Origin of the sequence: Thermonema rossianum DSM 10300 (genome assembly GCF_000426825.1) — a bacterium.
GTDB lineage: Bacteria > Bacteroidota > Bacteroidia > Cytophagales > Thermonemataceae > Thermonema > Thermonema rossianum.
The window spans coordinates 267,916-291,329 of the sequence record NZ_AUGC01000004.1; the positions used below are offsets into that span (position 1 = coordinate 267,916).

The following is a 23,414-nucleotide window of genomic DNA, read 5'->3' on the forward strand; positions in this document are numbered from 1 at the left end:
ACATATGAGTAAAATAGGGAATGGGCAAAAACTATGCAACTACCTTTGCTGTTTTTTCTTTTTATTGTGGCATATAAAGCAATAAAACGAAGGAGGCTATCTGACAACAGATAGCCTCCTCTTTTCAAACAGCAGCCACTATGCTTTTTTTATTCGGCTACTACCTTGAAGGTGATTTCGTGTTTTATTTCTCTGTGCAGGTCGATGATGGCTTTGTATTCGCCCAAAGTTTTGGCTTCGCCTACAATTAAGATTTTCTTGCGGTCGATGTCAAATCCTTTTTCTTTGAGCGCTTCGGCTATATGGCCGGTGGTTACAGAACCAAAGATACGACCATTTTCGCCTGCCTTAGCCTTGATTTCAAGCACCAAGTTGCCGATTTTGTCGGCTATAGCTTGGGCATCGGCTTTGATTTTTTCAGCTTTGTGAGCAGCTTGTTTCAGCTCTTCTTCCAGTTGGCGAAGGTTCGATTTGTTGGCAATGACAGCATATCCTTTGGGAATAAGGTAATTGCGGGCATAACCATCTTTTACCTTCACCACGTCGTTTTTATAGCCCAATCCGGCAATATCTTCTTTTAAAATAATTTCCATGACGCTTTACGGTTTTTTTATTTCAAGTTATCTGCTACAAACGGCAACAGAGCCAAGTGACGGGCACGCTTGATGGCTTGTGCCACTTTCTTCTGATATTTAAGGCTGTTGCCGGTGAGGCGACGAGGTAAAATTTTACCTTGTTCGTTCACAAACTTCAGCAAGAAGTCAGGGTCTTTGTAGTCTACATACTTGATGCCGTACTTGCGGAAACGGCAGTACTTCTTTACCTTCTTGCGTTTCTCCTGATGAATAGGTTCGTTTATAAGTGTCATGGCTTATTCTTCGTTTTGGGGTTCTTCTACTCGTTTCAGTTCGCCTTTTCTGCGTTTTTCGTTGTATTCTACACCGTATTTGTCAAGTTTTACGGTCAGATAACGCATTACACGCTCATCGCGGCGATATTCTGTTTCCAGAATATTGACAATTTCAGGACCTGCTTTGAACTCGAACAGCTGATAAAAGCCTGTTTTTTTCTTCTGAATGGGATAAGCCAGCTTGCGCAGCCCCCAATTCTCTTCATGCACTAACTCCGCACCGTTTTCAGTCAGGATTTTTCTGAACTTGTCAACGGCATCCCTCATCTGATCTTCAGACAAGACGGGAGTTAAAATGAATACCGTTTCGTACTGATTTTTGAATTCCATAGATTGAAAATCCTTTTTGGTTTTAACAAGGTGCAAATTTAAGCTTTCTGTTTTATTAAAACAAATAAAAAAGAGGAGCTTTTGCCCCTCTTTATAAGTTTACAGAAAGCAACGGACTTATTTCACTACGAAAGAGCCGCGCCCAATCAAATGTCCTTCGCAGTAGAGTTCAATAACGTGGGTGCCCTCGCGGTACTCGCCCCCTTTGTCGTAAATGATGCTTACTTCTTGACTGCTTTGGTCATACATCACCTGCTTCATGGTGGTGTAGTTCAAGTTTTGGCCTTGCGCATCTTGGAAGCGCCCCCCGTCGGGTCCTACCAGCACCGCCCCGGAAGGCTCTATCAGTCGCAAATAGATTTGGCGGGGTCCGGCTTTGGCAGCTTTGTTTTCTGCCAGGTTGAATGCTATCTTTATTTTGTCGATTTGGCGTGCCCGGTAAGCATCGTCTTCGCGTTCGCGCCCACGTGAGTTGACTGCCAGGATGCGAATGCCTTCAGCTTTCAGTATGGCAGCCTGTGCAAGGGTTTGTTCAAGTTTCTGCTTTTCTTTTTGCACACTGCTGATGGAGTCCACCAGCTTCATTTTTTCTTTTTTCGTTTCTACTACCTCTTCATTGAGTTCATTGGCTATTTCGCGCCATTTTTCCAGCTCTTTGTCTTTGGCAATGAGCAGCTCTTCGTAGGCTTTTATCTTTTCTTCATATTCGCGCAGCATGCGTGCATTGGCATTTTTAAGCTGCTCTTTGTCGCGCTCCAGCTGCTCTTTTACTTTCAGCAGGGCTTCGTAATCTTGATTCAGGGCGCGGGCTTCTTCTATGCGTTTGTCGAGCTCTTGCGAGATGGAATCGAGCTTGGCAGAGGTTTGGTCTATCTCTTCCTGGTATTCTTCGATGGCAACAGCTTGCTGGTTTACCTCCTGATTGCGCTGAATGAACAAATAGAGCAAAATTAAGTTGGTGAGGGTAAGCACAACTATAATGCCGATGAGCCACGCTTGGCGTTTCTCTTGTGATTTGTTATTCTGTTCCATAGTACGGCAATTGATTTTTTTTTTTAATTGAAAGCGTTTAATTGTTGCTTAGGTCAAAAACACAAAGGTTATACGTAATGCCAACAAAAATGATACAAAAAAATACCGGGAAGGCAAGATAAGTAGTGTGCTTTTTTGGTTATTCGTGTAAAATGCCCGGCATATTCAGCGGTTTGATAAGCGTAAGGTGTGCATCCTGAATGGAGTCGGGCGGAAAAATATACTTCTTGTCAAATATTTGCTTGTCAACGTAGTAGCTTACCCAGTATTCGCTATAAAGAGAGAAAACATCCGGATGAATGGGCTCTATCATGGCATAACTTTCAGGCGGCAGCTCTTCTATATGATAGCGTAAGGTAGAGGTTTTTCTTTTTTCTCCGTCTATTTCGCCATATCCTTTGGCAGTAATCAATATGGTGTGAATAGGGTAGGGGTTGGTGTTCAGTATATACACATACCACTCGTCTTGTGAGGCAATGTTCTCTTTTTTTACAATGGCAACCTTTACTCCTTCAACATTCGGGAATTCAATGTCTTTTTTCATAGATACTTCTTTTTTATAGAAAACAGGCTGAACCGGTACAAAAGTTTTCTATGCTTAGCGTGTGGCAGTGTGCTTTTCGAACAGCCGGCATTCGAAGACTGCTTCGAAATGGCGCTTGAGCTTTTCTTCCACCTCCTGAATGTTTACCTCATGCCCCAACTCTTTGGCAAGAGAGGTAACTGCTTTGTCGCTGATGCCGCAGGGCACAATGTAGTTGAAGTACTGCAGGTCGGTATTGATGTTGAAAGCAAAGCCGTGCATGGTCACCCACCGGCTGGTGCGCACCCCAATGGCACATATTTTACGCGGCACCTCGCCGGGCTTATAGCCCAGCCATACGCCCGTGAGCCCTTCGATACGCCCGGCGTCCAAGCCATATTCGGCAAGGGTGCGTATGATCACTTCCTCGATGCTGCGGATATAGCGCCCTATGTCCGTGAAAAAGTTATCAAGGTCAAGGATGGGGTAGCCTACAATCTGTCCGGGGCCATGGTAGGTGATATCGCCCCCCCGGTTTATTTTATAAAAACTGATGCCTTTTTCCCGCATTTGCTGCTCGTTGAGTAGCAAATGTTGGAGGCTACCCGTTTTGCCCAGCGTAAAGACATGAGGGTGTGAGCAAAAAAGCAAATAGTTGGGGCAGAGCCGCTGCTCTTCGGCAGGCAAGGCGTAGTTGGCCCGCTTCTGTTCCACGATGCCGTCGAAGAGGCGGCTTTGATAATCCCAGGCTTCCTGATAGTCTATATTACCCAAATGACGAAACTCTACTTCTCTATTTTGCTTGGTTTTCATAGTTGGCCAAACTGCTTTTCAAGTGATTGATTATATCAACAGGGAAGGCATCCACGCCGTTCAAACCGGCCAGATAGAAAGATGCCCAGTCGAAGAGGTGTATAACATACAGCATCTGTTCGAAGTAGCTTTGCCCGTGTGTGCTCAGCTCATACACTTGTGCTGCTTTCTCTGCAAAAATGGGCTTGCATATATCCATGCGAATCTTGACACGCGGATGGTCAAGGTTGCTGCGCAGCAAGAGCACGGCTATGTTCTGGTAGTGGGCTTTGTCCAGTCCCCAGCCCACCAGTTCGTTGTGGTTCATTTCCGGAAATACGTTGACATGGCATAATTGCTTGGCATTTTCGTTGATTTGCTGTTGCAGTCGCAGGATGGCGGGGTACCAGCGTTCGTCGGCATACACAACGGGCAAGCGCTTATGAAAGAGCTTAGCCAACCGGTGAGCTTCTGCTTGTATTTGCGTGCGGTAGTTTTCCAGCTGCTGGCATACATGAAGCACTTCATGCTCGAGGTCGAAAGCCGGCACAAAGTGTTTAAGCACTGCCATGAGCTGCACCAAAGAATACCCCAAAAAGGCACGCGGGCAGGGCGCTTCCTGTGGTATTTGTATGTAATCAAAGCCCTTGGCTTTGGCTATTTCCAGCAATTGACCACCCGAAGTGATGCAAAGCACTTGTGCCTTGCGCTCAATAGCCTCTTGCAAAGCATACAAAGTTTCTTCTGTATTCCCTGAGAAAGAGCTGGCAATTACCAAGGTATGAGGGCCGACAAACGCCGGCAGGCTGTAAGTTTTATTGACCACCACAGGCACAGGAAGCATGTCCTGTGCGAAGAACTGCAGTAAGTTACCGCCGATACCCGAGCCCCCCAGCCCTGTAACCACTATTTGCCGGATAGATTCCGCCTTAAATGAAAAGCGTGCCGTTCGGGCTATCTCCAAAGCTTTCTGCAACTGGGAGGAAAAGCCTTCAATCAATTCTTTCATAGAGTTCGTAGCCATTGCTATATAATTTTTAAATTCAACTTGTGCCAAATATACGGGAAAAATGAAAAAAACAAGCCGTCAGAAGGGGGACAAAGGCGAAGAGTTGGCTGTACACTTCCTGCAACAAAAAGGATATCATATAGAAGCACGCAACTGGCGCCACGGGCGTTTTGAAATAGACCTGATTGCGCGAAAAGACGAATTGCTGGTGTTTGTGGAAGTGAAAAGCCGGCGCCATCTGGCTTTTGGCTTCCCTGAGCAGTTTGTGAGTGAAGCACAGGCAGGGCGCATCATGGAAGCGGCAGAAGCCTATATCTTCGAACGGGCGTGGCATGGAAACATACGCTTCGATATTATTGCCATAAAGCTTGTATCTTCGGGGCAGCATTTGATTGAACACTTTGAAGACGCTTTTTCGTAAATGAACACCTTTTTACAGCCAATAGAACAGTGGGATTATGATTTCATCCTCTGGGTGCACCGGCACCATCGCCCCTGGGCAGACGGAGTGATGACCGCCGTATCTGAAACATGGACATGGTTGCCGCTCTATGCTCTGTTGCTTTGGGGGCTATGGAAGCAGCACCGTGCCACGGCACAATTGCTTTGGCATCTGGTGGCAGTAGCCTTGGTGGTGCTCTTGGCCGATCAACTGACTTCGGCTGTGATGAAGCCGTTTTTTGAGCGCTTGCGCCCTTGTCACAACCCGCTTCTGCAGCCCTATCTGCTGCTTCCCGATGGTTGTGGCGGGCGTTTCGGCTTTGCCTCTTCGCATGCGGCCAATACCTTCGGAGTCGCTGCCTTCTTTGTTTTGCTATGGCGAAAACAAAGCAAATGGGTGCATGGCCTGTGGTTGTGGGCATCGGTAGTTGCTTTTAGCCGCGTGTACCTGGGAAAGCATTATTTGAGCGATGTGGTCGTGGGGGGCTTGGTCGGAGGTCTGGCTGCCTTTGTCGTGTATTATCTTCTTTTCGTGTTTTTGAAGAAAAAGGATGCGGGCCATGCAAGTTGAATTTGTGAGGATAAATGAAGCTTGCCACCTGTTGCGTGCCATGCCCATCGCTTTTTCGCCCTCACTTTTTTGCAAAGAAGAATACCCGCTTGCCTACACCGGGGGCGAAGTGTTTGCAGGCATGGCGCATGACGGAAACAGGCTGCATGCCCTCGTATATTTATATGAAGGTCCCCGGAAATGTTTTTTTAGTCCCCGCTTTTTGACCTTTGGCGGATGGGAGGGAAGCGCCCGGCTCTCTCTTGCGGACTGGCAGCAGCTGTTACAACGAACCTTGACCTTTTTGGAAGGGCAAGGAGCAGCGGTTTGGCAGGTGGCTTGTCCCCCGGACTTTTACCCCTTGCACACGCCCCCCGCCGGGGCATGGCAGGCGCTAAGCAGGCGCGTGCAGATAGTAGAAGACCTTTGCCATTACTTACGCGTGGAAGACCGGCCATTACGGGCACTGATGAGCCGCGGGCAGCGCCGCTATTTGAACATGCCCCGGCGTTATCACTGGCACCTTCGCAGGTATCCGGCAAGCGCGCTTGATATTACCCGGTGGAATGAGTTCTATTCTTTATTGGAGCTGAACAGGCAAGCACGTAATATCCCTTTGAGTATCACTTATGAGCGTTTGATTCGTTCGGCAGCTATAGCAAAAGAAGCAATGCAATTGTTTGAGTTGCGCGACACAGACGACCGGCTGCTGGCGGCTACGCTTGCTTTGCGGGTGCATCCGCAAGTGATTTATTACTTTTTGCCCGTTTGCCATCCTCAATATTATGTTTTTAGCCCTATGGTGCCGCTCTTGAATGCCATATATGAATACGCCCGGCAAGAAGGAATCTCTTTTTTGGATTTGGGCATCTCTTCGGTAAAAGGTATTGTGAATCAGGGGTTGAGCGCGTTTAAAGAAAGGTTGTCCGCAAAGCGTGGATGCAAAAATACCTTGATAATCAGTTTGTAAATGCTAATTTTGTAAAAAAATACGCACATTTCTTTGCATGTAAGAAATTTATTTCTTAGCATTGCATCAAGTCAAGAGAAAAAATATTGTTTCGGTAACAATTAAACAACTCTACTACGGCACTTTTACATTAAAACCTTTACGCTGAAAGTTAGTATGCAAAAGCAGTTGGTTCATATCGTAGCACGTTGGTGGTGGCACAGCAATAAAAAAGCTGTGGGCAACGACGTGCTATGTTTATGGAACAGCTGACGCATAAATGATAATAGTTTAGCGTATAAAAAACGGCTCGTTGCTCACAGCAGCGAGCCGTTTTTGTTTGTTCACTTCCGGAAACCAAAAAACAAAAATCATGATACATCTTTCACCCCCCAATACGAAGAAAAAATATCGCCTGCGCACACGCGTGCATCGCCGCTTGGCAGACACCCACACCCCGGTGAATTTATACATGAAGTTGCGCGATAAGTTTGTAAACACCCTGTTGTTGGAAAGTTCGGACTATCACGGCGGCGAAAACTCTTATTCCTACATATGCGTGGCACCTATTGCCCGCTTTGCCGTACACAATTACGAAATACAAACCACCTATCCTGATGGCAGCACCCATCAACAGCCCGTGGAGCAGCGTGAGCAAGTGTTGCAGTCTTTGTTAGATTTTTTAAATAGCTTTGAAGTTGAAAGTCAAAACCTGCCCTTTGTGACCGACGGGCTGTTTGGTTACATGGCTTACGATGCGGTTCAGTTTTTTGAAAACATTCGCTTCGGGCAGGTGCTGGAAGAAGAGCGGCGTATTCCCTTGATGTTGTATCAGAGCTTTCGCTTTATGATTGTGATCAATCACTTTAAAGATGAAATGTATGTGCTTGAGCACTGCCCGGAGGGCGAAGAAAGTGACCTGGAGCGGTTCTTGGATATTATCGAAAACCGTAACGTGCCGCATTATCCTTTTTATACAGTAGGACAGGAGACTTCGAACTTCACAGATGACGAATTCCGGGCAGCCATACAGGCAGCCAAAGACCACTGCCAAAAAGGCGACGTGTTTCAGCTGGTACTTTCGCGCCGTTTCGAGCAGCCTTTCCGGGGCGATGAGTTCAATGTGTACCGCACCTTACGTTCCATCAACCCTTCGCCCTATCTCTTTTTCTTTGATTACGGTTCTTTCAAGCTGTTTGGCTCTTCGCCGGAGGCACAGATAGTAATTAAAGACGGGCAGGCAACCATTTACCCGATAGCCGGCACTTTTCGCCGTACGGGCAACGACCAAGCCGACTATGAGCAGGCCAAGCGCTTGTTTGCCGACCCTAAAGAAAATGCCGAGCATGTAATGTTGGTAGATTTGGCACGCAACGACCTGAGCCGGCACGGCACCGGCGTGAAAGTGGAGGTGTTCAAGGAAATACAATACTATTCACATGTCATTCATCTGGTGTCGAAGGTAAGTGCCCGTTTGAAACCCGGCGTGCCTTCTTTGCAGCTGGTGGCCGACACCTTCCCGGCCGGCACCTTGAGTGGTGCCCCCAAATACCGGGCAATGGAGCTGATCGATACTTATGAAAAAGGTGCCCGGGGATATTACGGTGGCTGCATCGGCTATTTGGGCTTCAATGGTGACTTCAATCAAGCCATCATGATTCGCTCATTTCTAAGCAAAAACTATCGCCTTTATTCACAAGCGGGAGCAGGCATTGTGGCGAAGTCATCGGTAGAAAATGAATTGCAGGAAGTAAATAACAAGCTGGCTGCCTTGAAACAGGCCATTCAGTATGCAGAAGATATTTTTAAAAAATAAACAGCTATGAAAATCCTTGTATTGGACAATTATGATTCTTTCACCTACAACCTGGTGCATCTGCTCTATGAGTTGGGCTTGGAAGAAGCCGTGGAGGTGTTTCGCAATGATGAAATTTCATTGGATGCCGTAGAAGCCTACGACAAAATATTGTTGTCGCCGGGTCCGGGCTTGCCTTCCGAAGCAGGCATCATGCCGGCACTCATCCGGCGTTATGCCCCGCATAAGTCCATTTTGGGCGTTTGTCTGGGGCATCAAGCCATTGGCGAAGCCTTCGGCGCGTGCTTGTCGAACCTGGCCGAAGTGTTGCATGGCGTTGCGTCGCCTATGCGCCCTTTGGTGGCAGACCGTCTGTTTGAAGGCCTGCCTCCTTCTTTTCAAGCAGCCCACTATCACTCTTGGATTATTGACCACAAGGGCTTTCCCCATGAAACCCTTGAGGTAATTGCCGAAGACGGGCAAGGGCGCATCATGGCGGTGCGACACCGTTTCTATGATGTGCGGGGCGTGCAATTCCATCCTGAATCTGTGCTTACGGAATACGGAAAACAAATGCTGCAAAACTGGTTGTCTCTCAATCCTTCACCTACACAAGCTATGAATGAAAATACAAGCAAACTGATGGCTTAAAGCCGCAGTTGTGTAACCGGCTATGACCTTGAATTGAATATCCTTTTGACCAATCTGTGAAAAATATGAAAGAAGTAATTTCTTATTTGCTCGATTATAAGACCCTTACCAAAGCGGAAGCCAAAGAAATACTGAAAAATATAGCGCGGGGACAATACCAACCGGCACAGGTGGCTGCTTTCATGACCATTTACATGATGCGCAGCATTACGGTAGAAGAGCTGGAAGGCTTCCGGGATGCCATGTTGGAGCTGTGCGTGCCGGTCGATTTGTCGGCATACGATGTCATAGACCTGTGCGGCACAGGTGGTGACGGCAAAAACACTTTTAACATATCCACCTTGGCATCGTTGGTGGTGGCAGCAGCCGGGCAGCCCGTAGCCAAGCACGGCAACTATGGCGTGTCGTCGGTGTGCGGCTCTTCGAACGTGCTGGAGGCTTTGGGCGTTCAGTTTACCAACGACGAGGCTCAGCTGCGCCGCCAGATAGAAGAAGCCGGCATCTGCTTTTTGCATGCCCCCTTGTTTCACCCGGCTATGAAGAATGTGGCGCCCGTAAGGCGCGAACTGGGCGTGAAAACCTTTTTCAACATGCTGGGACCGATGGTAAACCCCGCCTTCCCCGCCAAGCAGATGGTAGGCGTGTTCAGCATGGAGCTGCTGCGACTGTATGCCTACCTGTATCAGCGTAGCGACAAGCGATTTGCTATCGTGCACAGTCTTGCGGGCTATGACGAGGTGTCTTTGACTTCTGCCTTTAAAATCATGACCCACGAGGCTGAAAGTATCATGGAACCCGAAGAGCTGGGCTTGCCACGTTTGCGAGCCGAAGAGCTGCACGGGGGACAGACCATAGATGAAGCCGCCGCTTTGTTTTTGAAAGTTTTGCAAGGGCAGGGCAGCCAAGCGCAAGAGGCGGCTGTCATTGCCAATGCTGCGGTAGCGCTTCATGTGGCAGGTTTGTATGCCTCGCTCGACGCATGCCGCGAAGCAGCCACCGAAGCCCTCAAAAGCGGAGAAGCTTTGCGCCGCCTTCAAATCATTCAGTCTTTAAGTAAAAGCAATCCTAAAACCGTTCAGCTATGACCTCGACCATCTTGGATTTGATTGTAATGAATAAACGTGCCGAAGTGCAGGCACGCCGTAAAACGCAGACAATAGAGCAGCTTAGCCGTAAGCCTCTTTTTGGGAGAGCCACTCTCTCGTTGAAAAAGAAACTGTTGTCGGCGCCTTTTGGCATTATTGCCGAGTTTAAAAGAAGTTCGCCTTCAAAAGGGGCTTTGCGAGCCCATGCCAAGCCGCAAGAAATAGCCTTTGATTACGAGCGTGCGGGAGCTGCCGGCATCTCTATTTTGACCGACAAGCCTTTCTTTGATGGCGACCTGCTCGATTTGCAGGTGGGCAGAAGTGCTACTGCTTTGCCTGTTTTGCGCAAGGACTTCGTCATAGATGAGTATCAGCTCTATGAAGCCAAAGCTTACGGTGCCGATGTGGTACTGCTGATTGCGCACATTCTGAGTGCCAAAGAAATCCGCTTTTTAACCCAACGGGCACATGATTTGGGGTTGGAGGTGTTGTGTGAAATACACAGTATCGAAGACCTGGACAAAGCCATGGAAGCACCTGTAGATATGATAGGTGTCAACAACCGCAACTTGAAGACTTTTGAAGTGAGCCTTGAACATTCGAAACAGCTGGCAGCATACATTCCCGAAGACACCGTGCGGATTTCGGAAAGTGGCTTGCGCACAGCCGATGACCTGGTGGCTTTGATGCAGCATGGTTATCGTGGTTTCCTGATAGGCGAAACCTTTATGACAAGCCCGGAACCGGGCGAAAGCTGCCGCCGCTTGATAGAAGCTACACGATGCCGGATAAAGGAGGTGAATGCTTTATGAATATAGCCTTGAAAATATGCGGCATGCGCCAAACAGCGCAAATCTTAGAGTGTGAGCGCTTGGGCGTGCCTTACATGGGCTTTATTTACTATCCCGCTTCGGCACGCTTCGTGGGCGAAGATTTTGTTATGCCTGCCCTTGTCAGGGCAAAGAAGGTAGGCGTGATGGTCAATGCCACGCTTGAACAGATAAGTTACTATGTGCGGCGCGATGCCCTGACGGTTGTGCAGTTGCATGGCGACGAAACCCCCAATGATTGTGCGGCTGTGCGCGAGCACTTGCCGGTACAGGTTTGGAAAGTGTTTTCCGTGGGCGATGCCCTGCCATCGGTGCAGCTGCTGAAAGCCTATGCCCCCCATGTAGATGCTTTTCTTTTCGACACAGCCGGCGCAAAGCGTGGGGGCAACGGGCAAGCGTTTCGTTGGCAGCTGCTCGCTTCTTATGAGCTTAGTACCCCTATCTGGTTGAGCGGTGGCTTAGGATTGCACAATGTAGCCGCTCTGCTGTCTTTTTTAGAAAATCATGATTATTTGCCTGTGGCAGGTTTGGATTTTAACAGCCGGCTTGAAATAGCACCGGCCAATAAAGATTTACAAAAAGTACAAGAATTGTTAAAATACTTTGAGTTTAAAAGTGAAAAAATATGACAACACAAACAAAAAGCCCCTACGCCGTTGATGAGCGAGGCTTTTACGGGCGCTTCGGGGGGGCTTACATTCCGGAGTTGCTGTATCCGAACGTAGAGGAGTTGCAGAAAAATTATTTAAAAATCATTGAACAGGCAGACTTTCAGGAAGAATGGCGGGCTTTGCTGCGCGATTATGTGGGACGCCCCACACCTTTGTATTTTGCCCGTCGCCTGTCGGAGCGCTATGGTGCCAAGATTTATTTGAAGCGTGAGGACCTGAACCATACCGGAGCGCACAAAATCAACAACACGGTGGGGCAAATCTTATTGGCACAGCGTTTGGGCAAAAAGCGCATCATTGCCGAGACCGGTGCCGGGCAGCACGGAGTGGCTACTGCCACGGTTTGTGCTTTGATGGGCATGCAGTGTGTGGTATATATGGGCGCGGTGGATATGGAACGCCAAAAGCCCAATGTAGAGCGCATGCGCATGTTGGGCGCGGAGGTGCGTCCGGCATTGAGTGGCAGCCGCACCTTGAAGGATGCCACCAACGAGGCTATTCGCGATTGGATAAACAACCCTGCCGATACCCATTATATTATTGGTTCGGTGGTAGGTCCGCATCCCTATCCCGATATGGTGGCGCGCCTGCAAGCCATCATCAGTGAGGAAATACGCAAGCAGCTGAAAGAGAAAGAGGGGCGGGCGTGCCCCGATTACGTTGTGGCGTGCGTAGGGGGCGGAAGCAATGCAGCCGGTGCTTTCTTTCACTTCCTCGACGAGCCGCAAGTGCAACTGGTGGCAGTGGAGGCGGCAGGCAAGGGCATCGATACCGGCAAGACGGCGGCAACCATCGCCCGCGGGCGCATAGGTATCTTACATGGCTGCAAAACACTGCTGATGCAAACCCCCGACGGGCAAGTGGTAGAGCCTTATTCCATCTCGGCGGGCTTGGATTACCCCGGGATTGGTCCTTTGCATGCGCACCTGCACGATACGGGGCGCGCCCGTTTCCTTGCTGTCACAGACGACGAAGCGATGGAAGCTGCCCTGGAGCTCAGCCAGACGGAAGGTATCATTCCAGCCATAGAGTCGGCGCATGCCTTGGCTGCCCTCAAAAAGATGAGCTTCGAAAACGATGAGGTGATGGTCGTGAGCCTCTCGGGGCGGGGCGACAAAGACTTGGCGACTTATATCGATTACTTTGGCAGGCGTTCTTGAGTGTGGACACTTATTGAATACACCGGCCGGCAGCGCACAAGGTGCGGCCGGCCGGATTTTTTCTTTGTGCATACTTTTTGCTTTGCTTTTGCTTGTTGTTCTATGTAAGTTTATTTTGGGTAGAAATTTAAAAACCTCATTATGTCGCCAAAAAAGAGAAAGGTCAGCCCTTTGGTTATTGCAGGCATGCAAAGGTTGCTGCTGGTAGCGTGGCTTGTGGCGGCGGTGTCTTATCTTACAAGCGAGTCATCGGGCATTCCCTGGCCTTGGCAGCAACGTCATTATTTACGGATAGTTGATTGTGAGAATAATCGTAAGGAAATTGTGCACAGAATAGGTCCCAAGGTATGGCGGCTCTCTAAGTGTGGAATACTCATTGCCAACCCCTTGTCAGCTGATAGTACCATTTGGAGATTGTGCTATCTCAGCTGGAAGCAACCGCACTCCAGCTATAAGATAATAGGGGATGTGCTGCTTAATACAGATATCAAGAGCAAAGACCATAAGCTTTTGGACTATTATTCCCCTTTAAGCATAGAAGAGCTGGACCGTGAGTTGTTTTTTTGGTGTTCCGACATTCGCTTTCCTGATACCATGGGGCAAGTGCCACGCTGGAAGGCATCACCGCCTCCCTCTTGGAATGGTGATTTTATCGTATTGGTGAAAATGGAAGATGGGCATTGTCTGTTTTCTGTGAAAGAGAAGCGTTTTTTTACTCAAATAGATACGCTGCCTTCAGTATATATCAATCGTTTTTTCCGGGAGCCCGGGCGTGAGGGAGAAAGCCGGAAGCCGTTGCGTTATGTGCTCGTGAGTTGGAGGGATGAAGGGGCGGGCATTTTTGATTTAAAGCAAGAAAGGTGGGTAGTGAAGAAACAAGCCGGTGAGGAACAGAAAAAATTATGGCCTATCGATGATTGTGTCTATATGACAGAACAACAGGATAGTGTATTGATTGTAAAAGAGGTGTTGCTTGACAAGTTGTTGCTGCGTGTGCCCCACGGCGAGTGTATAGATATAAAAGGCGATACATTGGTGCTGAAAACCGGGCAAAAAACTTACGAACTCTATTCGCTGAAAAAAGAAGAAGCAGTATCGCGTATTATCGCCGATTCTGTATCGGTGGATAAGATGTTTCTATTTACATGGAATCAAGGACAACGGTGGGTGCGCATCTTCACTCACCCGCAGGATGCGCTTCCGGTGGAACCGTCATGGGACATTTCGCTCTTGACAGAGGATTTGTTGCGTATCAATCAAAACGGGTACTTAAAATTGTATTCTTTTAACCAAAAGCGCTATTGGCCCGCTAAGTTCGATTCGGTAGAGGTGTTAAATGAAGGGGTCATCGTGAGCATAAATGGTAAAAAGGGTGTTTATTCGCTACAAGGCGAAGAGATTGTGCCGGTAGAATTTCTTTCCATAAGATGGAATGAATTCCACTGGATGGCAATTAGCGAGGATGGCGAGGGGTTCTTCTATGCTCGAAAAAGATAAAGAGAGAAGAAATAAGGTGTCTTATCCGGACGGTATCAAAAAAAGGGGGCAGCGCAGGCTGCTCCCTTTTCGTTTGTTTCGGCACGAGGCTTCGGCTGCGTTTTAAGTAATTAGGGTTAACGCAGTTGGCGTATGCCTTCTTCGTTCAATTTGAATACACACAGGCGCTCATGTCTGCTTCATAACGTGTGCCGTTGACAACCCCCATTTGCCCACGCTGCCATTGAGAAAGGCAAGGGCAAGTGTGTAGTTATTGAAGCCGCTCCCGAAGTGGGCGCGCTGGTCTATCCCCAAACTACTATGGAGAGGATATAGGGTTTCTTTCTTTTTTAGCAAACAATGCTGTTGAGTATGTAGTTTTTCCTTCAAAACAGACCACATGCGCAAAACTCACCTGCCCAAAAAAGTCTGCACAGTCTGTGGGCGCCCTTTCAGCTGGCGTAAAAAGTGGGCAAACTGTTGGGCAGAAGTAAAATATTGCAGTGAAAGATGCAGAAGACAAAAAAATACAAAAAAGCCGTCGTTTGGTTCTGGAACAACCTGAGAGTGCACGACAACCAAGCCCTTTACCATGCTCTGAAAGAGAGTGAAGAGGTAATAGGGCTTTATGTTTTTCACCCAAAAGACTGGCAGGAAGACCGCTGGGGCTTCCCAAAAACGGGGCAGTTCCGTGCGCATTTCTTAAAAGAAAGCCTGATGGACCTGAAACAGCGCTTGATGGAAGCCTTGCGTGTGCCCTTGTATTTTTACGAAGGCAGTGCCGATAAAGCTTTCCGGCATATCCAAGCGCAATATCCTTTTGAAGCTGTATTTTTTCAAAATGAATGGACGCAGGAAGAAGAAGATATTGTCAAGGCGGCGCGCACTGCTTGCCCACAGGCAAGGTGGCAGGGCTTTTATGACCAATTGCTTTATATGCCGGCGCAAATCAATCCTTTGTTTTCTGCCATACCCGATGTGTTCACCCGGTTTCGTAAAACCGTAGAACAGAAAGCACAAGTGATGCCGCCATTGCCTTTGCCCCGGCCACAAGCAACTGTGCCGGCTTTATCGCTGAGCAGGGAGTTGCCCCACTGGTTGAATGCTTGCCATGTGAAGATTCATCCGCAGGCAGCTTTTTCCCTTCCGGGGGGTGAAACCCATGCTTTGAAGCGCATGCAAAATTATTTGTGGGAGCAACATGGTATTGCGCGATATAAGCAGACACGCAACGGGCTGATTGGCTTGAACTACAGCTCGAAGCTCTCGCCTTTTCTTGCGAACGGTTCTTTGTCGGTGCGCTTGCTGTATGCCGAAATCAAGCGGTATGAAGCAGAGGTGCAAGCCAACGATTCCACCTACTGGCTATTTTTTGAGCTTTTGTGGCGCGAATACTTCAAATATATGGCAATGAAGTACCGTCATTTGCTTTTTCACAGAAAAGGATTTAAACAACGCAACTACACCTGGGCGCAGGATATGGAACGCTTTGAGCGCTGGCGGCAAGGAAAGACGGGGCATCCTTTTATCGATGCCAACATGCGGGAGCTGTTGCATACCGGCTGGATGAGCAACCGCGGGCGTCAAAATGTAGCGTCTTTTCTTGCCAAGCACTGGCATATCGATTGGCGTATGGGTGCCGCCTGGTTTGAGTCGCAGCTTATCGACTACGACGTGCACAGCAACTACGGCAATTGGCAATATGTGGCGGGAGTAGGCAATGACCCGCGCGACCGTTTGTTTAATCCCGACACCCAAGCACAACGCTACGACCCGCAGGGCGACTTCCAAAGACTATGGCTGCAAGGAGGGCTTTTCTATGCATAAGTTACGAGACGACAGAACGCTTTACGCAGGTATAGATGGTTGTCGCGGAGGATGGATTGCCGCCTTTTATGTCCCCGCTACCGGCAGGCTTAGTTTAGCGTTCGTGAAACAGTTGGAACAGGCACTGGAAAGCTGGTATGCCGCACAAAGTGTATGGATTGATATCCCCATTGGGTTGAGTGGCGAAGGCATTGAGCGCTATATAGACCACCACATGCGGCAGCAGCTCCGCTGGCGTAAGGCTTCCGTATTTGTGCCGCCTTCTTATGAAGCGCTGAGAAAAGATACTTACGAAGAAGCCAACCGCATACAGAAGAAGCTGTACGACAAAGGATTGAGCAAACAAGCCTGGAACTTACGCAACAAAATTCAAGAAGTGCATGATTTGTTGCTGAGCTATCCCGCTTTGAAGACACGATTCAGAGAATCACATCCGGAACTAATCTTTCAGTCTTTTTGGCATAAAGAAATGCCCATGGCACCCAAAAGTAGCCATTTGGGCTATGTACAGCGCGTGGAAGTGCTTCAGCAGCTATGTCCGGCAGCAGAAGCTGCAATAGAAGATTTTATGCAGCGGGTGCCCAAAAAGCTCTACAAAAAAGACGATTTAACCGATGCTTCCATTTTAGCATTGAGGGCGGCTATGGGCAACGCACGCAGCATCACCCAAGAGCCACCCTGCGATAAAGACGGCTTGCGTTTTCGCCTGGTTTTTTAGCTGACAGCCTCTCTTTGCATAAAGAAGGTCTGAATCAAACGGCTGGCTTGCGAGGCATCGGTGCTTTGTGCATTCAGCACTTTTTGAAACTGGGTTTCTTCTTCGGGACTCAGGTAGTTCTTGAACTCTACCCCTTGCAGGTTCATGGTCTTACCTGCCATGCTCCAGTTGGGAAACTCACGTTTTTCTATGGGACGCAAGCCTATGAGGAAGGCTTCGTAGTGTCGTGGGTCCTTTTTTATCTTGTCATACAGTTTTTTTACTGTTAAAAAATCACCTTCCAATACCTGCAGAAAGCGGTCTTTCGAATACAGCAGCACGCCGGTTACATCTAATGCGTGGTTGTTGCGTTGACTGGCAACCAATATCTGTTCAATATCTTTCTCGGTGCAATTCAGGCTCCGCTTGCTTACATAGATAAGTTGTGTTAGCATGGTCATTTTTTTTTGGTTACAATATCAAAACTCCTTTAATCTTTTTTTGTTTGAAAGACCGGCGCTTTATGCTCAATATTTTTGGCACTTTGTTTAAACATTTGCATTGCACAAGTCCTTTTTTAAGATTTGCTTGCTGACTGAAAATCATCGTCATTCGGGCAAACAAAAGCAGATGCCGGGCAGTTGTATATTCAACCAACAAAAGCCTTAATGTCATTTTTATGAGAAAAAACATTTTAATCATTGGTGCTTCAAGTGGCATAGGAAAAGCTTTGGCGTCTGTGCTCACCGATGAAGGGCACGCCCTATGGGCTACTTACCACCGCCACGAACCAAGCACCCAAGCAAACACGCAATGGGTACGCTGGGATGCCGTAAACGAAGCATTTCCTGACGGTTTTTTGCCCGATACCCTGCATGCAGTAGTTTATTGTCCGGGCAGTATTGCTCTGAAGCCTTTTCAGCGCTTTACTCCCCAAGATTTTATAAACGATTATCAGCTGCAAGTAGTAGGTGCTGTCAAGGCGCTGCGGGCAGCTCAGGCGGCTTTGAAAAAAGCGGAAAGTGCAGCGGTGGTGCTGTTTTCTACCGTGGCCGTTCAAACGGGCTTTCCTTTTCATGCCGTAGTGGCTGCTTCGAAGGGAGCCATCGAAGGGCTGACACGCGCTCTGGCTGCCGAATGGGCACCTACGGTGCGGGTCAATGCCATTGCCCCTTCATTGACCGATACGCCCCTGGCGGCTGCGCTGCTTTCCAACGAAGAAAAGAAGAAAGCCAATGCCCAACGCCATCCGCTCAAACGCTTGGGCAATGCTGAAGAAATAGCACAGGCAGCTGCCTTCTTATTGTCCGATGCGGCTTCCTGGATCACCGGGCAGGTGTTTCATATCGATGGTGGCATGTCATCGTTAAAGATATAGGGGGAACACATGAAAATTTTATTGACAGGAGCCACCGGCTACATAGGACAGCGTCTGTTGCCTTTGCTGGTGGGGCTGGGGCATCAGGTGGTTTGTCTGGTGCGTGACCGGGCCCGCTTTCACCCGGCTGCCTCTTTGCGCCCTTATTTGGAGGTGATAGAGGCCGATTTATTAAATGTCGATTCTCTCAAAGCCATTCCAAAAGACATAGAGGCGGCTTATTATCTGGTGCACTCAATGGCTTCGCACCACGATTATGCGGACGTGGAACAACAGTCGGCACAGAATTTTGTGGAAGCCTTGAGTGGCACGGCAGCCCGGCAGGTGATTTATCTCAGTGGCATTGTCAATGATGAAGACTTGTCGGAGCATTTGAGTTCGCGCCTGCGCGTAGAACAAACGCTGCGGCAAGGGACTTTTGCCCTTACTACCTTGCGGGCAGGCATCATTATCGGTTCAGGCAGCGCTTCCTTTGAAATTATTCGTGACCTGGTAGAAAAGCTGCCGCTGATGGTGGCGCCCAAGTGGGTGAAGACACGCTGCCAACCCATAGCCATTGCCAATGTGTTGGAAATACTGACGGGGGTGCTGGGCAATGAAGCCTGTTACGGGCAATCGTTCGATATTGGCGGACCCGATGTGCTTTCTTACAAGGAGATGCTTTTGGGCTATGCGCGCGTGCGTGGGTTGAAGCGTTTGATTTTTACCGTGCCCGTGATGACCCCTCGCTTGTCTTCTTACTGGTTGCACTTTGTTACTTCGGTGCCTTACCGTTTGGCACGTGCCCTGGTTGACAGCATGAGTGTCGAGGTGGTTTGCCGCGATGAGCGCATCAAGGCGCATGTGCCTTTCAGAGCCATTTCTTATGAAGAAGCAATCCGGCGCGCATTGGATAAAATACAAAACAACGAAGTGGCATCGAGTTGGCACGATGCCATGAGTAGTAGCAAGCGCCCTATCAAAATATCGGACTTTATAGAGGTGCCTACTTACGGCTGCTTCAAAGACGTTCGAAAGAAAAAGATACGCGACCGGCAACGAACCATCGAGCGTATATGGCAGATAGGAGGGGATAAAGGGTGGTATTATGCTCAGTGGCTGTGGCGGCTGCGTGGTTTGCTCGACCAAGCCGTAGGCGGTGTGGGGCTACGCCGTGGGCGCACACACCGGGACCACATCGAAGCAGGCGACAGTGTGGATTTTTGGCGTGTGCTTTATGCCAACAAAGAGGAAGGACGGTTGTTGCTTTTTGCTGAAATGAAGCTGCCCGGTGAAGCTTGGCTGGAGTTTCGTATAAAAGATGGTTATTTGTGGCAAGTGGCTACTTTTCGTCCCAAGGGGTTGTGGGGACGCTTGTATTGGTACGCTGTGCTGCCCATGCATGAAATTGTTTTTCGAGGTTTGATTCATCGTTTGACACAGTAGTGTGTCTTATCCGGACGGTATTAAAAAAAGGGGCAGCGCAGGCTGCTCCCTTTTCGTTTGCTTCGGCACGCGGCGCCGGTTGCGCTTTAAGTGATTAAGGTTGAAGCAGTTGGCGTATGTCTTCTTCGTTCAATTTGAATACACACAAGCGCGCAAAGCGCCCCGCCATCCATACACGCCCCGTAATAAGCAAGCCGCCGTCCGGGGTGCGGCACATGGCTCCGGCTTCAAAACGATTGCCGTGCCCAAAATAGCGGGTGCCCAACAACTGCCCTCCCTCCGCGTCATATGCATACAAAGCGATTTGTCCGTTTTGTGTGCTGCTTAAATATAAAACCACCGGCAAGCCACCTGCTTCGGTATGAAGTAAACGCACCCCCGCCTTGGGGCTTAATTCCTGGATAAGATACCCTTTTAGGTTACTGCTGCTGCTCACGGCATTGGGATCTATGCTGACCGAGGGAGCAAAGTAGGTGCGGCCGTCTTCGCTGAAGCGGGCTATCGAAAAGCGGTTGCTTTGCGGGAGTGCGACACAGGCGCTCATGCCTGCTTCATAACGTGTGCCATTGACAACCCCCGTTTGTGAGCCACCTGCGTCCAAAAAAGTGAGTGCAAGGGTGTAGTTATTGAAACCGTTGAAGAAGATTTGCCCTGTGGGTGTTTGCCCAATAAAGAAGGGGAATTGCTGACCGCGCCGGCTGATGTGCTGAAAGATGAGGGCTTCCACATCTTCGTAAATAGGGAAGGTTTGCCGGGTGTCGTCGCTGAATGCCACCACGCTGTTTCGCCCTACACGGTCATAAGCAAGAAATGCCAGACGCCCATCGTTGAGGCGGCTAAAAGCCAAAGGATATTCTACCGAAGGATAAGCAGCAACGAGTGCAGGTTCGGGGGCTACGGTCAGCACAAGCGGATAAAGCCCCGTTGCATCCATACAAACTACCTGTAGATTATTGGCACCGTCGCTCAAAAAGCCCAGAGGATGCACATAATCGCTGCTTGCCAGATATTGCCATTCGGGAAACCCTTCCTTGTCTATCTTTAACAAATACAAGCCATAAAAATCACTAAAATCGACTTCGGCGGCGCCCAGCACAATAAAACCACTGTCGGCAGTAGGCGCCACGTCCACGGCATAGTATGCACGTTCATACTCACCGGTATCATAAATGCGGCTGAAGCGCTCACCCGGTTCTATGCGGTTGTCTTGAATGTCACAAGCAGTGAGCCCACACAGGCCGGCGCACAGCAAAAGCCATAGTTTGATTCGTATCATAGCGAAAAAAATGTTTTTGAAATGTTTAATACTTCACACGACGGTAGCTGCCCGTTTCTAAAAACTTCATGGGGAAGAGGCAGGAAAAAGAAATCTCGATATTTTCGGTGCGCAGGTCATCGAAGGCTTCACCCTGCCCAATTAGGCGGTTGTCGGCATAGCGGTTACGCACGTTGGTAATGTTGTTCATGCCGTACTTATACAAAGCCTGTAATGCCAGGCGCACATTGCCGGCATCGAAACTGACTCCCAGCCCCCCGGTGAAGCCCCAGTTTGAACGAATAAACAAATCCTTCGCTCCGATGACGGGGGCATTGTTTTGCACGCTATTGACCGCTCCGGAAGCGGCATCGTAGCTGTTTACTTCAGCATATTTATCTGCTTGCAACAGCATGCCATAGTAAGCACCCGCCATCACATAGGGACGCAGGCGTGTGGCGATGGGCATGTAGCGAATCAATAAAGAGGTTTCCAGATACCGGAAGTTGACCCGGTGGGTGTAGTCCAACAAAAGCTCCTGCCCGCTTTCCTGCCATGCATATTGCGTTTTGTATCCCATATTCATGATAATGAGAGTGGGCTCTATGGCTACCGAAAGTCCACTTTTGTGATTGAACATGACAGGAAGCCCTATTTGAGAGCCATAGCGTTCAAATGATTCATAGTTCTTTTCATAGTTTACCTGCAAGTCGGGTGTGAGTAAAGTATATACGCCGTGGCTTTCGAGCACTTCAAAGCGGCTCAGGTTTACGCCCCCTTTGATGCCCATCCACCATTGCGAGTTAAAAAACGGGTCGCCTTGTGCCGGTAAATACAAGGGCACGCAAGACATAAATAGCAATAAAAAGTATCTCATAGAATATCTGCTTTACAGTTTGATGATTTTTTTGGTGTCGGTCCAGAAAGGTGTACGCAGGCGGCACAGATAAGTGCCGGGGCTCCAGCCGCTCAAATCTACGGTGTAATGGTGGGTGCCGGCAGCCATGGGCTGATGTACCAGCGTGCGCAGCCGCTCACCTTGCAGGCTCACTATAGAGAGCTCTACATGTTGCGGCGAGTTGATGTAAAAGGAAATGGTGGTGTGGTCAGTGGCCGGGTTGGGGTAGCAGCTTTCCAGACGGTAACGCACCTTCAGGAAGTTGTCCAAAGAAGTCACGCGGCTGCCTATGAGCGGCAGCTTGTCCGTGGCTTGGTAACCGTCGTCTATCAGCGAAGGGAAGATAAGCGGGATTTTATCGCTGCTTACTTCGAACCAGTCTTGCAGAATGGTGCTAAAGACCAAACGGTAATCCACGATGTCTTCTTTGTCATCGGAAAGGTTACCGCCCTTCTGAGGCACCTTGCTCAAGTCGGGATTCTTGCCTATCATGCCGGGGTTTACCTGCTTGCCAAATACAAACATGGGCGCTACGGTGCCGTGATCGCTGCCATAGCTGCCGTTGGACCGGGCACGGCGTCCAAACTCCGAAATGGTGACCGACAGCACGCGGTCTTCCAAGCCACGCGCCCGCAGGTCGTCTTGAAACGCTTTCATTGCCGAGGCCACGTGATAGAGCAGAGCAGCATGAGCCCCCAAAGTATTGTTGTAGCTCTCTACCTGCTGCACGTGGGTGTCGAACCCCCCGATACGCACCAAAAAGACTTTGGTTTTGCAGCCCCCGTGCAGTAGTTTGGCAATGATTTGCAGTTGCAAAGAAAGTGGGTTATGCAGCTTGCCGGCAGGTGCTTGCAGAGGGTAGGTAGTAGGGTACACCACGCCCGACTGAAAGGCATTGCCTATTTGATAGAGTTCCTGCAGGCGTTGGGCATAGTCGTCGGTAGAGTCTTCTATACCTAAAATCCATGCCAGCTCTTTGCCATAAGGCGAGTTTTGCAAGGTAGTGGGCGGGATACCGCGCGGGTCCACGTTGATTTCTTCGTAATAACCTTCCAGGTTATTGACCAAATCGAAAAAGCCGGCAGGATTGGGAATGGCAATGGCGGCGGGTATGGTGTCTTCGGTATGAAAGCCCAGAGATACATCGCTGCCAAACTCCAAGCCCAGCGGGTCAGGCATGCTGCTGTTGGGAAAATCTTCCGGATAGGCGGCGCCGTCCTGCTCATATTCCAGCTCCAAGTAGCGCCCTATCCATCCCGAAGAGATGGGGTCGTCGTAGCCTACACCGCCAAACCATATGTCGCGCCCTTTGAAGTGCGAGCCGTTCATATGCTCGTACCCCACATTCTGAATGATGCTGAGCTTGCCTTCGTCATATAAAGCCTTGAGTCCCACCATATCGGGGTGCAGGCCGGCCTGTTGCTCATCGGGTAGCAGCGGGTCCAAGGTGATGAAACGGCGCGAGCCGGTATCCGGAATGGCCAGGTTGGGGCGCAGGTTGTAGTAGTCGCTATATTGATTGACAGGGATGACCGTATTGAGGCCGTCGTTTCCACCATGCAGCTGCACAATGACAAGCACCTTGTCGTTGGTGCTCATGCGTGCCCAACGCTGCAGGCGTGGCAAGCCCATCAATTGGCGAAAGGGAATGCCATTGATAACTATAGGCAGCGCTACCCCACGGGTCATTTGTTTTAAAAATGTTCTTCTTTTCATTTTCATGGCTTTGC

The 23,414-nt window shown here is 49.2% G+C and carries 26 protein-coding genes; 15 read left to right on the top strand and 11 right to left on the bottom strand.

Annotated elements, in window-relative coordinates; all coding sequences use genetic code 11:
* Positions 1 to 149: 149 nt before the first annotated feature.
* From rplI to K384_RS03440, 7 genes are all read right to left on the bottom strand, one after another.
* Positions 150 to 593: a 50S ribosomal protein L9 gene (gene rplI / locus K384_RS03410; RefSeq protein WP_038029360.1), complete on the bottom strand. Its 444-nt coding sequence runs from the start codon at positions 591 to 593 to the stop codon at positions 150 to 152.
* A 17-nt stretch (positions 594 to 610) separates the two neighbouring features.
* Positions 611 to 868, bottom strand: coding sequence for a 30S ribosomal protein S18 (gene rpsR, locus K384_RS03415; protein ID WP_038029361.1), 258 nt, complete (start codon positions 866 to 868; stop codon positions 611 to 613).
* A 3-nt stretch (positions 869 to 871) separates the two neighbouring features.
* The gene (gene rpsF / locus K384_RS03420; RefSeq protein WP_038029363.1) at positions 872 to 1,240 is read right to left on the bottom strand and encodes a 30S ribosomal protein S6; all 369 of its coding nucleotides are present in this window, start codon (positions 1,238 to 1,240) and stop codon (positions 872 to 874) included.
* Positions 1,241 to 1,357: 117 nt separating this feature from the next.
* Positions 1,358 to 2,272 (bottom strand): hypothetical protein, encoded by a 915-nt coding sequence (locus tag K384_RS03425; RefSeq protein WP_051633083.1) that lies wholly within the window; start codon positions 2,270 to 2,272, stop codon positions 1,358 to 1,360.
* Positions 2,273 to 2,411: 139 nt separating this feature from the next.
* Positions 2,412 to 2,816: a hypothetical protein gene (locus K384_RS03430; protein WP_038029364.1), complete on the bottom strand. Its 405-nt coding sequence runs from the start codon at positions 2,814 to 2,816 to the stop codon at positions 2,412 to 2,414.
* Between the two features lie 54 nt (positions 2,817 to 2,870).
* On the bottom strand, positions 2,871 to 3,608 hold the full coding sequence (gene lipB, locus K384_RS03435) for a lipoyl(octanoyl) transferase LipB (protein ID WP_038029365.1): 738 nt from the start codon (positions 3,606 to 3,608) through the stop codon (positions 2,871 to 2,873).
* On the bottom strand, positions 3,589 to 4,611 hold the full coding sequence (locus K384_RS03440; RefSeq protein ID WP_038029368.1) for a bifunctional phosphoglucose/phosphomannose isomerase: 1,023 nt from the start codon (positions 4,609 to 4,611) through the stop codon (positions 3,589 to 3,591). Before K384_RS03440 ends, lipB begins: the two co-directional genes overlap by 20 nt.
* A gap of 46 nt (positions 4,612 to 4,657) precedes the next feature.
* On the opposite strand from K384_RS03440, the gene K384_RS03445 reads away from it, so the two are divergent.
* The 13 genes from K384_RS03445 (at position 4,658) to K384_RS03500 (ending at position 16,749) form a co-directional block, all read left to right on the top strand.
* Positions 4,658 to 5,017 (top strand): YraN family protein, encoded by a 360-nt coding sequence (locus K384_RS03445; RefSeq protein WP_038029371.1) that lies wholly within the window; start codon positions 4,658 to 4,660, stop codon positions 5,015 to 5,017.
* Positions 5,018 to 5,608, top strand: a complete 591-nt coding sequence (locus tag K384_RS03450) for a phosphatase PAP2 family protein (RefSeq protein ID WP_038029373.1) — start codon at positions 5,018 to 5,020, stop codon at positions 5,606 to 5,608.
* Positions 5,598 to 6,557: a GNAT family N-acetyltransferase gene (locus tag K384_RS03455; protein WP_038029375.1), complete on the top strand. Its 960-nt coding sequence runs from the start codon at positions 5,598 to 5,600 to the stop codon at positions 6,555 to 6,557. Before K384_RS03450 ends, K384_RS03455 begins: the two co-directional genes overlap by 11 nt.
* A 352-nt stretch (positions 6,558 to 6,909) precedes the next feature.
* Positions 6,910 to 8,352 (top strand): anthranilate synthase component I family protein, encoded by a 1,443-nt coding sequence (locus K384_RS03460; RefSeq protein WP_038029377.1) that lies wholly within the window; start codon positions 6,910 to 6,912, stop codon positions 8,350 to 8,352.
* Positions 8,353 to 8,358: 6 nt separating this feature from the next.
* Positions 8,359 to 8,982 carry an anthranilate synthase component II gene (locus tag K384_RS03465; RefSeq protein WP_051633085.1) on the top strand — a complete coding sequence of 208 codons (624 nt, stop codon included), beginning with the start codon at positions 8,359 to 8,361 and terminating at the stop codon, positions 8,980 to 8,982.
* Positions 8,983 to 9,047: 65 nt separating this feature from the next.
* Positions 9,048 to 10,067 carry an anthranilate phosphoribosyltransferase gene (trpD, locus tag K384_RS03470; protein ID WP_038029378.1) on the top strand — a complete coding sequence of 340 codons (1,020 nt, stop codon included), beginning with the start codon at positions 9,048 to 9,050 and terminating at the stop codon, positions 10,065 to 10,067.
* Positions 10,064 to 10,879: an indole-3-glycerol phosphate synthase TrpC gene (gene trpC, locus K384_RS03475; protein WP_051633086.1), complete on the top strand. Its 816-nt coding sequence runs from the start codon at positions 10,064 to 10,066 to the stop codon at positions 10,877 to 10,879. Before trpD ends, trpC begins: the two co-directional genes overlap by 4 nt.
* The gene (locus K384_RS03480; RefSeq protein WP_038029380.1) at positions 10,876 to 11,526 is read left to right on the top strand and encodes a phosphoribosylanthranilate isomerase; all 651 of its coding nucleotides are present in this window, start codon (positions 10,876 to 10,878) and stop codon (positions 11,524 to 11,526) included. The genes trpC and K384_RS03480 overlap by 4 nt, the downstream gene beginning before the upstream one ends.
* The gene (gene trpB / locus K384_RS03485; RefSeq protein WP_038029382.1) at positions 11,523 to 12,728 is read left to right on the top strand and encodes a tryptophan synthase subunit beta; all 1,206 of its coding nucleotides are present in this window, start codon (positions 11,523 to 11,525) and stop codon (positions 12,726 to 12,728) included. The genes K384_RS03480 and trpB overlap by 4 nt, the downstream gene beginning before the upstream one ends.
* Positions 12,729 to 12,869: 141 nt before the next feature.
* The gene (locus K384_RS03490; RefSeq protein WP_038029384.1) at positions 12,870 to 14,225 is read left to right on the top strand and encodes a hypothetical protein; all 1,356 of its coding nucleotides are present in this window, start codon (positions 12,870 to 12,872) and stop codon (positions 14,223 to 14,225) included.
* A 379-nt stretch (positions 14,226 to 14,604) separates the two neighbouring features.
* The gene (locus tag K384_RS13555; RefSeq protein ID WP_071837427.1) at positions 14,605 to 14,769 is read left to right on the top strand and encodes a DUF2256 domain-containing protein; all 165 of its coding nucleotides are present in this window, start codon (positions 14,605 to 14,607) and stop codon (positions 14,767 to 14,769) included.
* Complete coding sequence (locus K384_RS03495) at positions 14,715 to 16,031, top strand: DASH family cryptochrome (protein ID WP_038029386.1); 1,317 nt, start codon at positions 14,715 to 14,717, stop codon at positions 16,029 to 16,031. Before K384_RS13555 ends, K384_RS03495 begins: the two co-directional genes overlap by 55 nt.
* On the top strand, positions 16,024 to 16,749 hold the full coding sequence (locus K384_RS03500) for a DUF429 domain-containing protein (protein WP_071837428.1): 726 nt from the start codon (positions 16,024 to 16,026) through the stop codon (positions 16,747 to 16,749). Before K384_RS03495 ends, K384_RS03500 begins: the two co-directional genes overlap by 8 nt.
* Here the strand turns inward: K384_RS03500 and K384_RS03505 are convergent.
* Entirely contained in the window at positions 16,746 to 17,183 is a 438-nt protein-coding gene (locus K384_RS03505; RefSeq protein WP_038029527.1) for a BLUF domain-containing protein, read from the bottom strand. The two genes, K384_RS03500 and K384_RS03505, sit on opposite strands and share 4 nt — an antisense overlap.
* A gap of 224 nt (positions 17,184 to 17,407) precedes the next feature.
* Here K384_RS03505 and K384_RS03515 point away from each other — a divergent pair, with 224 nt between their 5' ends.
* Both K384_RS03515 and K384_RS03520 read left to right on the top strand, forming a co-directional pair.
* A complete protein-coding gene (locus tag K384_RS03515; protein ID WP_038029390.1) occupies positions 17,408 to 18,106 on the top strand; it encodes an SDR family NAD(P)-dependent oxidoreductase in 699 nt (232 codons plus the stop codon).
* 9 nt (positions 18,107 to 18,115) lie between these two features.
* Entirely contained in the window at positions 18,116 to 19,531 is a 1,416-nt protein-coding gene (locus tag K384_RS03520) for an SDR family oxidoreductase (protein ID WP_038029391.1), read from the top strand.
* A gap of 94 nt (positions 19,532 to 19,625) precedes the next feature.
* Here the strand turns inward: K384_RS03520 and K384_RS03525 are convergent, their stop codons facing one another.
* From K384_RS03525 to K384_RS03535, 3 genes are read right to left on the bottom strand one after another with little or no spacing between them, the layout of a single operon-like run.
* Complete coding sequence (locus tag K384_RS03525; protein WP_038029392.1) at positions 19,626 to 20,807, bottom strand: hypothetical protein; 1,182 nt, start codon at positions 20,805 to 20,807, stop codon at positions 19,626 to 19,628.
* 25 nt (positions 20,808 to 20,832) lie between these two features.
* Positions 20,833 to 21,663: a porin family protein gene (locus K384_RS03530; RefSeq protein ID WP_084147104.1), complete on the bottom strand. Its 831-nt coding sequence runs from the start codon at positions 21,661 to 21,663 to the stop codon at positions 20,833 to 20,835.
* A gap of 12 nt (positions 21,664 to 21,675) precedes the next feature.
* On the bottom strand, positions 21,676 to 23,400 hold the full coding sequence (locus K384_RS03535; protein ID WP_038029530.1) for a DUF1501 domain-containing protein: 1,725 nt from the start codon (positions 23,398 to 23,400) through the stop codon (positions 21,676 to 21,678).
* Positions 23,401 to 23,414: the final 14 nt, after the last annotated feature.

Coding starts and splice junctions, on each gene's coding strand:
- rplI (WP_038029360.1), bottom strand. CDS start 593: ATGGAAATTATTTTAAAAGAAGATATTGCCGGATTGGGCTATAAAAAC.
- rpsR (WP_038029361.1), bottom strand. CDS start 868: ATGACACTTATAAACGAACCTATTCATCAGGAGAAACGCAAGAAGGTA.
- rpsF (WP_038029363.1), bottom strand. CDS start 1,240: ATGGAATTCAAAAATCAGTACGAAACGGTATTCATTTTAACTCCCGTC.
- K384_RS03425 (WP_051633083.1), bottom strand. CDS start 2,272: ATGGAACAGAATAACAAATCACAAGAGAAACGCCAAGCGTGGCTCATC.
- K384_RS03430 (WP_038029364.1), bottom strand. CDS start 2,816: ATGAAAAAAGACATTGAATTCCCGAATGTTGAAGGAGTAAAGGTTGCC.
- lipB (WP_038029365.1), bottom strand. CDS start 3,608: ATGAAAACCAAGCAAAATAGAGAAGTAGAGTTTCGTCATTTGGGTAAT.
- K384_RS03440 (WP_038029368.1), bottom strand. CDS start 4,611: ATGGCTACGAACTCTATGAAAGAATTGATTGAAGGCTTTTCCTCCCAG.
- K384_RS03445 (WP_038029371.1), top strand. CDS start 4,658: ATGAAAAAAACAAGCCGTCAGAAGGGGGACAAAGGCGAAGAGTTGGCT.
- K384_RS03450 (WP_038029373.1), top strand. CDS start 5,018: ATGAACACCTTTTTACAGCCAATAGAACAGTGGGATTATGATTTCATC.
- K384_RS03455 (WP_038029375.1), top strand. CDS start 5,598: ATGCAAGTTGAATTTGTGAGGATAAATGAAGCTTGCCACCTGTTGCGT.
- K384_RS03460 (WP_038029377.1), top strand. CDS start 6,910: ATGATACATCTTTCACCCCCCAATACGAAGAAAAAATATCGCCTGCGC.
- K384_RS03465 (WP_051633085.1), top strand. CDS start 8,359: ATGAAAATCCTTGTATTGGACAATTATGATTCTTTCACCTACAACCTG.
- trpD (WP_038029378.1), top strand. CDS start 9,048: ATGAAAGAAGTAATTTCTTATTTGCTCGATTATAAGACCCTTACCAAA.
- trpC (WP_051633086.1), top strand. CDS start 10,064: ATGACCTCGACCATCTTGGATTTGATTGTAATGAATAAACGTGCCGAA.
- K384_RS03480 (WP_038029380.1), top strand. CDS start 10,876: ATGAATATAGCCTTGAAAATATGCGGCATGCGCCAAACAGCGCAAATC.
- trpB (WP_038029382.1), top strand. CDS start 11,523: ATGACAACACAAACAAAAAGCCCCTACGCCGTTGATGAGCGAGGCTTT.
- K384_RS03490 (WP_038029384.1), top strand. CDS start 12,870: ATGTCGCCAAAAAAGAGAAAGGTCAGCCCTTTGGTTATTGCAGGCATG.
- K384_RS13555 (WP_071837427.1), top strand. CDS start 14,605: ATGCGCAAAACTCACCTGCCCAAAAAAGTCTGCACAGTCTGTGGGCGC.
- K384_RS03495 (WP_038029386.1), top strand. CDS start 14,715: ATGCAGAAGACAAAAAAATACAAAAAAGCCGTCGTTTGGTTCTGGAAC.
- K384_RS03500 (WP_071837428.1), top strand. CDS start 16,024: ATGCATAAGTTACGAGACGACAGAACGCTTTACGCAGGTATAGATGGT.
- K384_RS03505 (WP_038029527.1), bottom strand. CDS start 17,183: ATGCTAACACAACTTATCTATGTAAGCAAGCGGAGCCTGAATTGCACC.
- K384_RS03515 (WP_038029390.1), top strand. CDS start 17,408: ATGAGAAAAAACATTTTAATCATTGGTGCTTCAAGTGGCATAGGAAAA.
- K384_RS03520 (WP_038029391.1), top strand. CDS start 18,116: ATGAAAATTTTATTGACAGGAGCCACCGGCTACATAGGACAGCGTCTG.
- K384_RS03525 (WP_038029392.1), bottom strand. CDS start 20,807: ATGATACGAATCAAACTATGGCTTTTGCTGTGCGCCGGCCTGTGTGGG.
- K384_RS03530 (WP_084147104.1), bottom strand. CDS start 21,663: ATGAGATACTTTTTATTGCTATTTATGTCTTGCGTGCCCTTGTATTTA.
- K384_RS03535 (WP_038029530.1), bottom strand. CDS start 23,400: ATGAAAAGAAGAACATTTTTAAAACAAATGACCCGTGGGGTAGCGCTG.